This is a genomic window from Parabacteroides faecis, from assembly GCF_014647375.1.
In the GTDB taxonomy this organism is placed as follows: Bacteria; Bacteroidota; Bacteroidia; order Bacteroidales; family Tannerellaceae; genus Parabacteroides; species Parabacteroides faecis.
In genome coordinates, this window is sequence record NZ_BMPB01000017.1 from 47,152 (window position 1) to 61,908 (window position 14,757).

Annotated in this window: 9 protein-coding genes; all 9 read left to right on the top strand. The window is 44.7% G+C overall.

What is annotated here, in order from left to right:
- Positions 1-158: 158 nt before the first annotated feature.
- Positions 159-1,850, top strand: a complete 1,692-nt coding sequence (locus IEY67_RS22260; RefSeq protein ID WP_183672413.1) for an alpha/beta fold hydrolase — start codon at positions 159-161, stop codon at positions 1,848-1,850.
- A 9-nt stretch (positions 1,851-1,859) separates the two neighbouring features.
- Positions 1,860-2,345 (top strand): cupin domain-containing protein, encoded by a 486-nt coding sequence (locus tag IEY67_RS22265; protein ID WP_183672414.1) that lies wholly within the window; start codon positions 1,860-1,862, stop codon positions 2,343-2,345.
- Between the two features lie 518 nt (positions 2,346-2,863).
- Complete coding sequence (locus IEY67_RS22270) at positions 2,864-4,708, top strand: glycoside hydrolase family 13 protein (protein ID WP_183672415.1); 1,845 nt, start codon at positions 2,864-2,866, stop codon at positions 4,706-4,708.
- A gap of 24 nt (positions 4,709-4,732) precedes the next feature.
- On the top strand, positions 4,733-6,943 hold the full coding sequence (locus tag IEY67_RS22275) for a glycoside hydrolase family 97 protein (protein WP_183672416.1): 2,211 nt from the start codon (positions 4,733-4,735) through the stop codon (positions 6,941-6,943).
- 57 nt (positions 6,944-7,000) lie between these two features.
- Complete coding sequence (locus IEY67_RS22280) at positions 7,001-10,018, top strand: SusC/RagA family TonB-linked outer membrane protein (RefSeq protein ID WP_183672417.1); 3,018 nt, start codon at positions 7,001-7,003, stop codon at positions 10,016-10,018.
- Between the two features lie 12 nt (positions 10,019-10,030).
- Positions 10,031-11,662 (top strand): RagB/SusD family nutrient uptake outer membrane protein, encoded by a 1,632-nt coding sequence (locus tag IEY67_RS22285; RefSeq protein ID WP_183672418.1) that lies wholly within the window; start codon positions 10,031-10,033, stop codon positions 11,660-11,662.
- A 21-nt stretch (positions 11,663-11,683) separates the two neighbouring features.
- Positions 11,684-12,850: a SusF/SusE family carbohydrate-binding protein gene (locus tag IEY67_RS22290; protein WP_183672419.1), complete on the top strand. Its 1,167-nt coding sequence runs from the start codon at positions 11,684-11,686 to the stop codon at positions 12,848-12,850.
- Between the two features lie 133 nt (positions 12,851-12,983).
- A complete protein-coding gene (locus IEY67_RS22295; RefSeq protein ID WP_183672420.1) occupies positions 12,984-13,913 on the top strand; it encodes a DUF5106 domain-containing protein in 930 nt (309 codons plus the stop codon).
- Positions 13,914-13,937: 24 nt separating this feature from the next.
- A complete protein-coding gene (locus tag IEY67_RS22300) occupies positions 13,938-14,723 on the top strand; it encodes a M48 family metallopeptidase (protein ID WP_183672421.1) in 786 nt (261 codons plus the stop codon).
- Positions 14,724-14,757: the final 34 nt, after the last annotated feature.

Below are 14,757 nucleotides of genomic sequence, written 5' to 3' on the forward strand. Positions count from 1 at the left end.
CATGTATCATTGTTTCTATACAAAAATAAGAAATATCTTCGGGTTGTCAGTCCTGATCTGTAATAATTATACACAGAACCGTAATTTATGACCGGTCAAAGCAGAAATATCAGACTAATTTTGCATCAGATAAAACAGATAAATAAATATTCAGAACAATGAAAATAGAATCAAAATTAGTGATGACCCTGTTCTGTATCTTGTTTTGGTACGGAAATGCGGTTGCACAAACTCCAAAAGTGGAACAAGAGATGGACAACAAACGACAACACATTGTAGAGGTCGCGACCCTTGTGGGTAAGGGAGACCTTCATCATTTGAAACCAGTCCTCGTTACGGGACTGAACGACGGAATGACCGTCAATGAACTCAAAGAGGTAATGGTACATACCTATGCTTATTGTGGATTTCCTCGGGCATTGCGCGGACTGCAAACTCTTGTCGAGGTACTTGCCGAACGCAAAAAAGGAGGTATCGAGGATAATTGGGGGCGGGAAGCATCGCCGATAACCGATACCCGTAGCAAGTACGAACGAGGACGGGATATATTGGCCGAGATATCAGGTGTACCAGCCGATGCGTCGAAAGCCGGCTATGCCGTGCTGGCTCCCGAAATCGAAGTGTTCCTCAAAGAACATCTTTTTGCTGACCTCTTCGAACGGGACGTATTGACCTACCAGGAACGTGAACTGGCTACTGTTGCTGTAATCGCCTCACTTGGTAAAGGGGTGGAACCGATGCTGCGTAGCCACATGAATATTGCAATGAACATAGGTGTCACTTCCGACGAACTGCGCAATCTGTTTGCCGTAGTTCAGAGAAATATCGGTCGCAGCGAAGCCGATGCCGGACGACTGGTACTGAACGACCTACTGCACAGTAAAGGGTTGGCTGTATACTCCGATGCCCCGTCTCAGATATTGGATGATGGAGTGAAAGTGCAGAAAGTGGCTTTCCACAATCGTTTTCTGATAGATATTGCAGGTGATCTTTATCTGCCCAAAGATTACGATGAAACAAAGAAGTATGCTGCAATCATCGTCGGTCATCCCTTTGGCGGCGTAAAAGAGCAGACTTCGGGACTTCATGCCCGCAGGCTGGCGGAGCTCGGTTATGTAACGTTGGCTTTCGATGCTTCCTACTATGGCGAGAGTGGTGGCTATCCACGTCGTATAGAATCACCCGAAGTGCGTGTGGAAGATTTCAGTGCTGCGGTCGACTTCCTGTCGAATCACTCGGCTGTCGATGCCGATAAAATAGGTGTCATCGGTATCTGTGGGGGTGGCTGTTACTCTGTCAGTGCCACACAGATCGACCACCGTATCAAGGCACTTGCCACAATCAGCATGTACGACATGGGGCGTGCCAGGCGTCAGGGTGTTGGAGATTCGCAAACGTATGAGCAACGTATGGCAATTCTCGATGCCATCGGCGTTCAACGTACTGCAGAATACAGTGGTACTGCGCGCAAAGATATCCGCGCACTGCCTGAAAAAGTAGATGCCTCGACACCGAAGTTTGCGATCGACTTCCTCGATTATTACGATAATCCGGAACGTGGGCAGCATCCTAATTCCACGGGCTATTACTCCTACACGAGTCTTGCTCCGATGATGAACTTCTTTCCTTTTGCACAGATAGAAACCATCTCTCCGCGCCCGGTGCTTTTTATTGTGGGTGAGAACGCCGTATCTGCCTATTTTTCAGAAGATGCCTATGCGAAAGCAGCCGAACCAAAAGAGTTGTTTGTCGTACCCGGAGCAACGCATGTGGATTTATACGACCAACCGGAGTATCTGCAGATCACGCTTCCCAAATTGGATGCTTTCTTCAAACAATATCTGAAATAATATTTTGATATGAAAAAGATAACTTGCTTATTATTATTGGCTGTGGTACTTGGAGCCTGCATCCGGAAGCCGGTGAATAAGGTTGAAACAGCCCAGCCTGCCGTTTCTACTTCTATCTTTCCTAGAGGAAGTGCTATCGAAGGTGCTAACTTTAACGGTACGGCTTATCTTCAAAGGTTGATGACCGACAGTGAAACATTCGATGTTGTGGTGTCAGATGTGATATTCGAGCCGAAAGCCCGCAACAGTTGGCATTCGCATCCGGGTGGTCAGATCTTGATCGCCACTGCTGGTAAAGGCTACTATCAGGAGAAAGGAAAACCTATACAAGTATTGCATCCCGGTGATGTGGTTGCCATTCCTGCCGATGTAGTGCATTGGCATGGAGCGGCTCCCGACAGCAGTTTCACTCATATTGCTGTTAATACAAAAGTGCATTTGGGAGTAACCCAATGGTATGAACCTGTAACAGACGAAGAGTATAACAATAAATAACTATCTAAAAATATTAAATATGATAAGGTTTGGTTTAATATCGCTTTTATTTCTTTCGCTGACGACGATAGCAGCTTGTGTCAGATTGGAATAATCGAATGATAATCGGAGTATTTTTTATGAGTGCCTACCCGCTTACCAACCGATGCCTACCCATTTGCAAAAATACTTATGTTTTTTCAGAGAAATACTTACGTTTTTTCTTTATAGGGTGTTTGCCTTTTTCCTATAAGGTACGAGTGATTACTTTATGGGGAGTGAACTTGCTCCCTATATAGTGCTATGGTATCTCGCACTATAGTGTAATACCCAGTAATACTATAATGCTATCCCGTGTATCACTATAGTGCCAGGCTATAATTCTTTCTAATTAGTTTTGATTTTTACCCTGTTTGGTTGGGGTTATATTGTTGTAAATCAGATATAAGATGCTTTTATGAGTTTTGATTTTTTTTCTAATGGAAGTTTCCGGTTGACCAACCTGCTACATTTGCTTCCGTTAACAAACAAATCATTCCATGAAACAAATTATTATTACGATTGTACTATGTCTGACCTTCAATCTGCCCTGGGTATCGGCTTTGAATGTGCAGAAAACAGAACCGGCATTCTGGTGGTCCGGTATGCAGAATACCGAATTACAGATTTTATTATACGGTAACGATATTTCTACAGATAATGTCTCTCTGTCGGCATCGGATATCCGTATCAAGGAAATTGTCCGGCTGGAAAATCCCAATTACTTGTTATTATATCTGGATTTGACAGAGACGGCTCCGCAACAATTCGATATCATTCTGAAGAAGAACGGTGAGCAGGCCGTTATTCCTTATCAGATCAAAGACCGCAAAGACAGTCCTGCCGGAGCGCAAGGTTTTGATGCTTCTGATGTATTATATCTGATCATGCCTGACCGCTTCGCGAATGGCAATCCCGACAACGACCGCGTTTCGGGGATGTTGGAGAATAAGGTAGACCGTTCCGATCCTTTTGCCCGCCATGGAGGTGATATTCAAGGAATAGAAAATCACCTGGATTACTTTACCGATCTGGGCGTGACAGCTATCTGGTTGAATCCCATTCTTGAAAACAATATGCGGGAAGGTTCTTACCATGGCTATGCAATCACCGATTATTATGCCGTCGACCCGCGTTTGGGTAGCAACCAGGAATTCTGTCGGATGGTAGAAGCTGCTCATAATAAGGGCCTGAAGATCGTAATGGATATGATCTTCAACCATTGTGGCAGCGAACATTTCTTCTTTAAAGATAAACCATCTGACAACTGGTTCAACTTCCAGGATAATTTTACACAGACCTCTTACCAGACCATGCCGCAAATGGATATACACCGTTCGGATTACGATAAGACGAAAAGTGTGGACGGCTGGTTCACCGAATCCATGCCCGACCTGAATCAACGAAATCGTCATGTCGCTACCTACCTGATACAGAATAGTATCTGGTGGATCGAATATGCCGGAATAGACGGTATCCGTCAGGATACACACCCGTATGCCGACTTTGAGATGATGGCGCGCTGGTGCCGGGCGGTCAAAGCGGAATATCCTGATTTCAATATTGTCGGTGAAACCTGGCTCGGTAGCAATGTCGGTGTTTCTTTCTGGCAGGAAGACAGCAAGGTGGCTTATCCCCGTAATTCTTATTTGCCTACTGTGATGGATTTTCCGCTGACGAACCTGATGTCGTATGTTTTCGATGAGGAAACGAACGAATGGGACAGGGGGCTGGCGAAGATTTACGATTATCTGTCACAGGATATTGTGTATGCTAATCCGATGAACCTTTTGGTATTCCTGGATAATCACGATACCTCGCGTTTCTATAAAACGACACCGTCTTCCGGTCTGAACCGTTACAAGCAGGCGTTGGCTTTCCTGTTGACTGTCCGTGGAATCCCACAGATCTATTACGGAACGGAAATAGTGATGGCCGGCGATAAGGCAAACGGCGACGGTGCTTTGCGTAACGACTTTCCCGGAGGCTGGAAAGGAGATAAAGTAAATGCATTCACTCCGGCAGGACGTGATTCGTTGCAGACAGAAGCATTCACCTATATACAGAAACTCCTTCGGTGGCGTGCCGGAAATGAAGTGGTCGCCAAAGGTTCCTATACACATTTCATTCCGCGCAACGGCGTTTATGTCTACGAAAGACGATTGGGTAACCGTTCTGTTGTCGTTCTCCTGAACGGTACGGATGAAAAGAAAATGCTTGACCTTGCTCCCTACCGGGAAGTGCTTCCTGCCTCTTCGGCAAATGAACTGCTGAGTGGTAAGAATATCCGGTTGGATTCCTCCCTGTCTCTTTCTGCAAGAGATGTTATGATCCTTGAATTTTAATGTTAATATAAATCATATAACACCATGAAACGTAGTATTTTGTTTTTGGCCACACTGTTTGGCTGCTGTGCGGTGTCGTATGCCCAGCAATTACTCTCACCGGATGGAAATCTGAAAATGACTTTCAAGCTGGATGAAAAGGGCGCACCGGTTTATGACCTGAATTATAAACAGAAAGAAGTGATCAACCCCAGTAAACTAGGGCTGGAGTTGAAGAAGGAAGATGCGGATGCCGCTGTCGACTTCGAGTTCAAACAACGCAAAGATGTTGCAGCGTTGGATAAAAAGACGAACCTGTATGACGGATTTAAAATAACGGATACCCGTACGGCTGCTTTCGATGAAACCTGGCAACCGGTATGGGGAGAAGAAAAAGAAATTCGTAATCAGTATAACGAGCTGGCCGTTACGTTGGATCAACCGGCAAACGACCGTTCTATCGTTATCCGTTTCCGCCTGTTCAACGATGGGTTAGGGTTCCGTTATGAATTTCCGCAGCAGAAAGAGCTGAATTATTTCGTGATCAAAGAGGAAAAGTCACAGTTTGCCATGGCAGGCGACCATAAGGCGTTCTGGCTCCCGGGCGATTATGACACACAAGAATACAGTACGGTTACTTCCCGCCTGAGCGAAATCCGCGGGTTGATGAAGGAAGCCGTTACGCCTAACTCTTCACAAACACCTTTCTCCCAGACTGGTGTTCAGACACCGTTGATGATGAAATCGGAGGATGGTCTGTATATCAACCTGCATGAGGCAGCTTTGGTTGACTATTCTTGTATGCACCTTAATCTGGATGATAAGAATATGGTCTTCGAATCCTGGCTTACTCCGGATGCCAAAGGGGATAAAGGATATTTACAAACTCCTTGTCAGTCTCCGTGGAGAACGGTTATCGTAAGTGACGATGCGCGTGATATTCTGGCTTCACGTATCACTCTGAACTTGAACGAACCTTGTAAACTGGAAGATGTTTCCTGGATCAAACCGGTTAAATATATCGGTATCTGGTGGGATATGATCACCAATAAAGGAACATGGGCTTATACGGATGAATTAAGCAGTGTCAAGTTGGGCGAAACGGATTACACAAAGGTGAAACCGAACGGCCGCCACTCTGCTAATACAGCTAATGTGAAGCGTTATATCGACTTTGCCGCGGCCAATGGTTTCGACGCCGTCCTGGTGGAAGGATGGAATGAAGGTTGGGAAGACTGGTTCGGAAAGAGCAAAGATTATGTATTCGACTTCGTAACTCCTTATCCTGATTTCGATGTACAGGAAATCCATCGTTATGCGGCAAGTAAAGGCATCAAGATGATGATGCACCATGAAACTTCGGCTTCCGTACGTAACTATGAACGTCATATGGACAAAGCGTATCAGTTCATGGTAGACAACGGATACAACAGTGTGAAAAGCGGTTATGTCGGTGATATCATCCCTCGCGGCGAACATCATTACGGACAGTGGATGTGTAACCATTATCTGTATGCCGTAAAGAAAGCAGCCGGTTATAAGATTATGGTAAACGCCCATGAAGCTACCCGTCCGACAGGTTTGTGTCGCACGTATCCGAACCTGATCGGAAACGAATCGGCTCGCGGAACTGAGTATGAATCGTTCGGAGGTAATAATGTCGACCATACCACGATCCTCCCGTTCACCCGTCTGATCGGTGGACCGATGGATTATACACCAGGCATTTTCGAAACGCATTGCAGTGTGATGAATCCGTCGAACACTTCACAGGTCCGTTCTACGTTGGCACGCCAATTGGCTCTTTACGTAACGATGTACAGCCCGCTTCAGATGGCTGCAGATATTCCCGAACATTACGAACAATATGCCGATGCTTTCCAGTTCATCAAAGATGTTGCCCTCGATTGGGACAAATCTCTTTATCTGGAAGCTGAGCCGGGTGATTATATCACGATTGCACGCAAGGCAAAGGGGACAGGTGATTGGTTTGTCGGTTGTACGGCAGACGAGAACGGACATGACTCCCGCCTTTCTTTCGACTTCCTCGAGCCGGGTAAGAAATACATCGCAACTGTATATGCAGATGCGAAAGATGCCGACTGGAAAAATAATCCACAGTCCTATACGATTAAGAAAGGGCTGTTGACAAACAAGAGTAAATTGAATTTGAAGGCTGCCAGCGGTGGTGGCTATGCCATCAGTATCTTTGAGGTAAAAGACCAGAAAGATATAAAAGGGTTAAAAAATCTATAAGGTAAAAGGATTGTTAAGGTTATTAAGTAAACTTGTAAAGAACTTAAATTTAAGCACATGAAACATTTAAGGTTTAAAGCTTTGTTGATGCTCATCGCAGGCTTGTGTATGTCCATCTCTGTGTTTGCACAGCAAATGACGGTGAATGGAGTTGTGAAAGATCCTACAGGAGAACCGGTTATCGGGGCAAATGTCATTATAAAAGGGACAACGAACGGTACAGTCACGGATGTAGACGGTAAGTTTATGTTGGCCGCTTCCAAAGGAGATATTATCTCTGTTTCATTTATCGGATATAAAATGCAGGAACTGCCTGCCGCATCCAATATGAACATTCTTTTGGCGGAAGATTCCCAGATGCTGGAAAACGTAGTCGTTATCGGTTACGGTACGGTAAAGAAGAATGATGCGACCGGGGCGGTGACGGCAATCAAGCCGGACGAGAAAAACAGAGGTGTACAGGTCAGTCCGCAGGATATGTTGATGGGGAAAGTGGCCGGTGTGTCGGTCGCTTCTTCAACAGGGCAACCGGGCTCCTCTTCGTCGATCCGTATTCGTGGCGGTTCTTCCTTGTCTGCCAAGAACGACCCGTTGGTGGTTATCGACGGGGTGATTATGAATAACAGTGCTCCTGACGGCTTAAGCAATCCGTTGAGTACGGTCAATCCGGCGGATATCGAATCGTTCACCGTATTGAAAGATGCTTCGGCTGCCGCTATTTACGGTTCACGTGCATCGAATGGCGTGATTATCATTACAACCAAAAAAGGGAAAAGCGGTAGCGTAAAGATCAATTATTCGGGAAATGTGTCGATCAGTACGAAACGTAATAAGGTCGATGTCATGAGCGGAGATGAATACCGGGACTATATAACTAATTCACCGAATGTTACGGAGGGTATGCTGACAGCATTGGACCTGCATCCGGGTGTAAGTACGGACTGGCAGGATGAAGTTTTACGTACGGCTGTTTCTACTGACCATAATCTCAGTGCGTATGGTTCGGTTAAAGAGTTTATGCCGTACCGTGTATCTTTCGGTTATACCGATCAGAACGGTATTCTGAAAACTTCTAACTTCCAGCGGTATACCGGAAGCCTTTCTTTGACTCCTTCTTTGTTTAACGATCATCTGAATGTGAATCTGAACGCAAAAGGCGTTTATATCAAGAACCGTTTTGCCGATACGGGGGCTTTGGGTAGCGCAGTAGCTTTCGATCCTACCAAACCTGTATATAACAATAGTAAATATGGTGGTTTCTTTACCTGGACGGGCGATTATACGCCTGACGGAACCCGTTCGACTTCTGCCGGTGTGAATCCTGTGTCTATGCTGGAAATGGTAGACGATCGTTCGACTGCCAAATCGTTTATCGGAAATGCCCAGTTCGATTATAAGTTTCATTTCCTGCCCGAACTTCGTGTCAACATGAATATGGGGATCGACTATACTTCCGTGGAAGGTAAGAAGTATGTAGACCCGAATGCTCCCGGTTCTTATCAGCCGGACGATGATGCGACCGGAAGCCGTAATATCTATAATAATTCGCACAACAATAAGATATTTGATCTGTATGGCCAATATTCAAAGGACTTTGAATCCATATCCAGCCATTTCGATGTAATGGCTGGATATTCTTACCAGAGTTATCGTACGAAAACGGATAAAGTGACTTATTATCTGTCACGCCGTCCGGAAGCATTCGGCCAGAATACAACGGTAAGCAATGAATATAAGGAAACAGATACGAAATATGTATTGGCCTCTTTCTACGGTCGTATGAATTACTCGTTGATGGACAAGTATCTGTTGACTTTTACCTTACGCGACGACGCTTCGTCTCGTTTTGCAAAAAATAAGCGTTGGGGACTTTTCCCTTCATTGGCGTTAGGCTGGAAGCTGAATGAAGAATCTTTCCTGAAAGATTTCAACAGTCTGGATGAACTGAAGTTACGTCTGGGTTGGGGTGTTACCGGACAACAGGATATCAACCAGGGCGATTATCCGTATCTTTCTTTTTATCGGGAAGGGAAAGGCGGTGCCATGTATCCTATCTATGATGCAGCCGGGAATGTGACTTGGGTGAATGTGATAGCTCCGACAGCGGCTAATCCGAACCTGAAATGGGAAACAACGACAACGTATAATATGGGCGTCGATTATAGTTTTCTGAACAACCGGATCAGCGGTTCTGTAGATGGGTATATCCGCAAGACCAAAGACCTGATCAATGCGGAAGTAAATGTTCCTGCCGGTACCGACTTCGCCGAATATGTCGTTTCGAATATCGGTTCGTTGGAGAATAAAGGTTTTGAGTTTTCTATCAACACTCGCCCGGTGGTAGGAAAAGATTTCAACTGGGATCTGGGATTCAATATCGCTTATAACAAAACAAAGATCACTGAACTGACTTACAACGACAATTCGGATTCTCCGGGTAAACGTTTTGAATCGACCGGTGGTGACGGTGGTCTGCGTCTGAAAATCCACAGTGTGGGATATGCTCCCGGTTCCTTCTATGTATTTCAGCAGGTGTACGACAAAGACGGTAACCCGATAGAAGGGGAATATGTAGACCGTAACGGCGACGGTGTAGTGAACGACAATGATTTGTATCGTTACAAAAATCCGGTAGCCGATGTAATGATGGGTTTCAATTCCAAATTCAGTTATAAAAACTGGGATCTCGGGTTTAACGGACGTATCAGCCTGGGGAATTATAACTTTAATGCGACAGCTGCCAATGCTGCTCTCGGTGTAAATGAAGTGTTTGGTAATAATGCATTGAGCAATAAGCCTACATCGGCGTTGAAGACCGGTTTTCAGACTCGCCAGCGTTTATCTGATTACTATATCCAGAATGCTTCGTATCTGAAGATCGACAATATCACATTAGGGTATAATGTAAATAAGTTCCTTGCCACAGGCTGTAATGCCCGTTTTTATGCTACGGTTCAGAACCCGATCGTCATCACTAAATATGACGGACTGGACCCGGAAGTAAATGACGGTATGGATAACAATGTGTATCCGCGTCCGATCACTGTTTTATTCGGAGTTAACATTAATTTCTAAATTGTATAGATCATGAAACTGAAAAAATATATATCGTTATTCATCGCTTCTTGTAGTTGTGTCTGGGCAACCTCTTGCCTGGGTGATCTGGATCAGGAACCGATATTGGATAAATCGAGCGCATCCATTCATAATGAAGCGGATTGTCAGGCATTCCTTGCCAAAATCTATTCCGGTTTCGGCCTGTCGGGAAATTCTTCCGACCCGAATGTGGAACCGGACCTGCAGGGTGGGGACCAGGGTTCGCTGGTTTTCCTTCGCGGACTGCTTTCCATGCAGCTTTTCCCTACGGATGAGGCCATCTGGAACTGGACAGACGAAGGTATCGTGGAACTTTGCGAGATCGACTGGGACTATACCTTGCCCTATGCATATACCTTTTATCAGCGTGCCATGTTGAACGTCCGCTATTGTAAAGAGTTTCTGGATGTTTATCATACCGATAGCGATATTAAAGATATTCAGAAATACCGGGATCAGGTACGTGGCTTGCGGGCAATGAACTATTATTACCTGATCGACCTTTATCGCAATCCGGGTGTTGTCTGGGATGACAGTCCTACGGATGATAAATCGTGGAAACCTTCACAGATAGGAGCAGAAGCATTGTTTGAAAAGGTAGTGAATGAACTTGTCGACCTGTCAGAGAACGGTGATCTCGATGAAACACCTTCTATGGCAACGTATGGCCGTATCACCAAACCGGTAATCAATACCTTGTTAGCCAAGATGTATCTGAACGCCGAAGTGTATACAGGTACACCGATGTACGATAAAGCTGCTACTTATGCTAAGAAAGTGATCGATGCCGGTTTCGGCCTGGAGGATAATTATGCGAACCTTTTCTGTGGTGAGAACCATCTGACCGGTATCCATAAAAATGAGATCATCTATGCCATACCTTTTGACAATGTCAATGCAAAAAGTTATGGAAGCACGATTGTCTTGACTGCCGGTGCTTTCGGTGGCGACCTCGACCAGACGTGGTTTGGTATGTCTTCTTCCTGGACTTGCCTGAAACCGACACGGCAAATGATCGAATTCTTTGACGAAAGCCCGGATGCCGGAACCGATAGTCATGGAAGCCGCGTCAAGAAAGATAAACGGTATGCTTTTTACGATGGTGCCGGAAAACGAACACCTGAATCAAAGATGCAGGACTGGGATTCCGGTTATCTCTGCTATAAATTCACTAATCTGGGATGGGATGGTGCTGCTGTAACACCGACTCCTGATCCGAACACCGACTTCCCTTTGTTCCGTCTGGCCGATATTTATCTGATCTATGCCGAATGTGCAGTCCGTAATGCTGCCGGAACCAGTAAAGAACAGGCTGTTGAATATGTGAACAGATTGCGTGAACGTGCTTATGGCGACCAGAGTGGAAACATTTCTCTATCCGATCTGTCTCTCGACTTTATCCTCGATGAACGTGCCCGTGAATTATATTGGGAAGGACAACGCCGTTCAGATTTGGTGCGTTTCGGTAAATTTACCAGAGATTACGCCTGGGCTTATAAGGGCGGTACACTTGAAGGTGTTGCCAATCTGGACAGCCGTTTTAATGTGTATCCTATCAGCGACCGTGATCTGACGGCCAATCCGAACCTGAAACAGAACACCGGTTACGAATCTTTGAAATAATAACGATTAATCTGAAAGAAAATGAAGAAACTGAATATATTCATGCTGCTTTTAGCCGGTTCCCTGTTATGGATCGGATGCAGCAACGACAGAGACGATAATCCTGTTTTTCAGGAGCCGACCGGGTTCAATCTGAATACACCGGAACAAGCATCCGGTATATATGACCTGCAGAATATTTCGTCTGTCGACCTGACATGTGTACAGCCTGACTATGGCTATGCAGCCGGAACAACTTATAGAGTACAACTATCTTTGGAAAATACCTTTAAAGAAGCCGATGAGGCAACCGGTACAACTGCTAACTATGTAACTTTGTCTACAACTTATCCCCGTCCGGAATTGAAAGTAGATGCAGTTGAGTTTGCAATGGCTTTACTGGATTTATGGAAAGCAGCCAACGAAAATACAGAACTTCCGGAAACACCTATGGCGGTGTATGTCCGTCTGAATGCGGCTTTATCCAATAACGGGATGGGGCAGATCTCGTCCAATGTTATTGAGTTACCGCAAGTTTTGGGATATAACGTAGAGCCTCCCGTATCTTTACCGGGACAGATGTTTTTAGTCGGTGACTTTGCATCCGGTAGCAGTTGGGGTAAATGGGTTGAAATGATTCCGGTAACGGATACTCCGGGTAAGTTTTGGTCTGTTCAGTATTTCGGAGGCAATAATGTAATGAAGTTCAATGCACAGCCTATGTGGGACGGTAATCAGGTCGCTTATTCGGAAGGTCTTGTCCCTGCTGAATCGGCCTCTTTAGCCGGAGTGTCCGGCGTGGATGACGGTAGTGGCGGAATGAATATCGGCGTAAAGAATGCAGGTTGGTATATTGTGGTGGTTACTACGGCATTGGAAGGTAAAAGTCTGAATTATATATTGGAATTTTTCTCTCCGGATATCTACGTAACAGGTGATGTTTCAGGAGGTTGGGATACCTTCGATGATGCTCGTAAGTTTACGGTACCTTCCGGTGAAGGTGAGTTTGTTTCACCTGCTTTTGTTGCAAACGGAAATTTGCGCCTTTGTGTCAAATTACCGTCGACAGACTGGTGGCGAACCGAATTTATGGTCATGAATAATAAGATTGAGTATCGGAAGAACGGAGGTGATCAGGAGGCTGTAAGTGTATCGGTCGGTCAAAAAGCCTATCTGAACTTCCTGGATGGCTCCGGTCGTATCAGATAAAGAACTTTGCAATACCTGATATAATTCGTTTGGTATAGTATTCTGTTTTCGAGGGCGTCATAAATATTTATGGCGCCCTCGTGAATATTTATGGCGCGTAACTGTTATATTTGCAGTACAAAAACATAAAGATATGATAGTCAGAATACTTTGTCTGCTGGTATTTGCGTTGATTTTTAGCTCATGTCATGGTCAGCAAACTGTAAAAACAGGAAAAAAGGATACAACATCGAAAAGCTTTGAAATGGTAGCTGTCCCAAGTATGATCACCGATCCGGGTGAACGGGCGAAATATCTGGTACAGCATTATTGGGATAAATTTGATTTTACCGATACGGCTTATATCCATCTACCGGATATAACGGAACAGGCACTTACAAACTATATCGATCTGATGAAATATGTATCTCCGGAAGTAGCATCTTCGTCTATCAAAGGAATGATGCATAAGGCGACTGCCGATAGTATTTTCTTTGCTCATATGGCCGGTTTATATGAGAAGTACTTGTATGATCCTAATTCTCCGATGCGTGATGAGTCGTTATATATACCGGTTTTGGAATCGATTCTGGCTGCTCCGGTTTTTGATGAAGTGAATAAGATACGTCCGGCCCATTTATTGGAACTGGCATTGAAAAACAGAGTAGGAGAACCTGCTACGGATTTTACTTATACGCTTGCCGACGGAAAGACGGGTACATTATATAATGTAAAGGCAGACTACTTGTTATTATTCTTTTATAATCCGGATTGTCACGCTTGTAAAGAAATTACAGGACAGTTGTTGTCTTCACCGCTGATCTCGGGTTTGCAGACAAACAAAAAACTGAAGATCCTGGCTGTTTATCCGGACGAAGATCTGGAAGCATGGCGAAAGCACATACCGGATGTTCCGGTAGAATGGATAAATTCTTACGATAACACAGTGAGCCTTAAAAATGATGAAATATATGATTTGAAAGCGATTCCTACGCTTTATCTGCTGGATAAAAACAAAAAAGTTATATTGAAAGATGTCACACTTAACCAGTTGATGGAATTTTTACAAATGCAAACAAACTAAGTATGTAAATAAACAAATTGAAGTATGAGAACAACGTTATTATCATTAGCCTTTTTGGCAGGGATTAGTCTGACTGCATCTGCCCAGTTCAAAATTGGAGGAAAAACCATTAATACTAAGAAAGTTGTCGGTGCCGCGACCGATGTGGCAAAAGCGATCACACTTAGTGATACCGATATTGCCAATATGAGTCGCGAATATATCGAGTGGATGGATACGCATAATGAAGTGGCCGGACCTGATACGGAAATGGGAGCACGTCTGGAACGTCTGACCAAAGATATAAAAGTGGATGGCTTGGATCTGAATTTCAAAGTGTATAATGTAGTCGACGTCAACGCTTTTGCCTGTGGTGACGGAAGTGTACGTGTTTGTGGCGGATTGATGAAGATAATGGATGACAATGAAGTGATGGCTGTTATCGGGCATGAGATCGGTCACGTACTTCATTCCGATTCTAAAGATGCTATGAAGAACGCTTATCTGACTTCGGCAGCCAAAAATGCGGCAGGGGCAACTAGCGATGTTGTTGCTAAGTTGTCTGATTCTCAGTTAGGCGACCTGGCTACGGCTTTGGCTGGTGCACAGTATTCGCAGAAGCAGGAAAATGAAGCGGATGATTACGGTTTTGAGTTTAGTGTAGCTAATGGATATGATCCTCACAGCATGCATGATTCATTGGCTAAATTGTTGGAGTTGAGTGCAGATGCACCTAAGTCGTCCAAGTTTCGTCAGCTCTTTTCCAGCCATCCGGAAACGGAGAAACGGGTTCAGCGAATGAAAGAGAAAGCAGACAATTATACAAAGTAGTACGTATATTATGTTATCGTCTCTTAAACGGGTG

Excerpts from the sequence above, each read along its gene's own strand:
- IEY67_RS22280 (WP_183672417.1), top strand. The coding sequence starts at position 7,001 with ATGAAACATTTAAGGTTTAAAGCTTTGTTGATGCTCATCGCAGGCTTG.
- IEY67_RS22260 (WP_183672413.1), top strand. The coding sequence starts at position 159 with ATGAAAATAGAATCAAAATTAGTGATGACCCTGTTCTGTATCTTGTTT.
- IEY67_RS22275 (WP_183672416.1), top strand. The coding sequence starts at position 4,733 with ATGAAACGTAGTATTTTGTTTTTGGCCACACTGTTTGGCTGCTGTGCG.
- IEY67_RS22290 (WP_183672419.1), top strand. The coding sequence starts at position 11,684 with ATGAAGAAACTGAATATATTCATGCTGCTTTTAGCCGGTTCCCTGTTA.
- IEY67_RS22295 (WP_183672420.1), top strand. The coding sequence starts at position 12,984 with ATGATAGTCAGAATACTTTGTCTGCTGGTATTTGCGTTGATTTTTAGC.
- IEY67_RS22265 (WP_183672414.1), top strand. The coding sequence starts at position 1,860 with ATGAAAAAGATAACTTGCTTATTATTATTGGCTGTGGTACTTGGAGCC.
- IEY67_RS22300 (WP_183672421.1), top strand. The coding sequence starts at position 13,938 with ATGAGAACAACGTTATTATCATTAGCCTTTTTGGCAGGGATTAGTCTG.
- IEY67_RS22270 (WP_183672415.1), top strand. The coding sequence starts at position 2,864 with ATGAAACAAATTATTATTACGATTGTACTATGTCTGACCTTCAATCTG.
- IEY67_RS22285 (WP_183672418.1), top strand. The coding sequence starts at position 10,031 with ATGAAACTGAAAAAATATATATCGTTATTCATCGCTTCTTGTAGTTGT.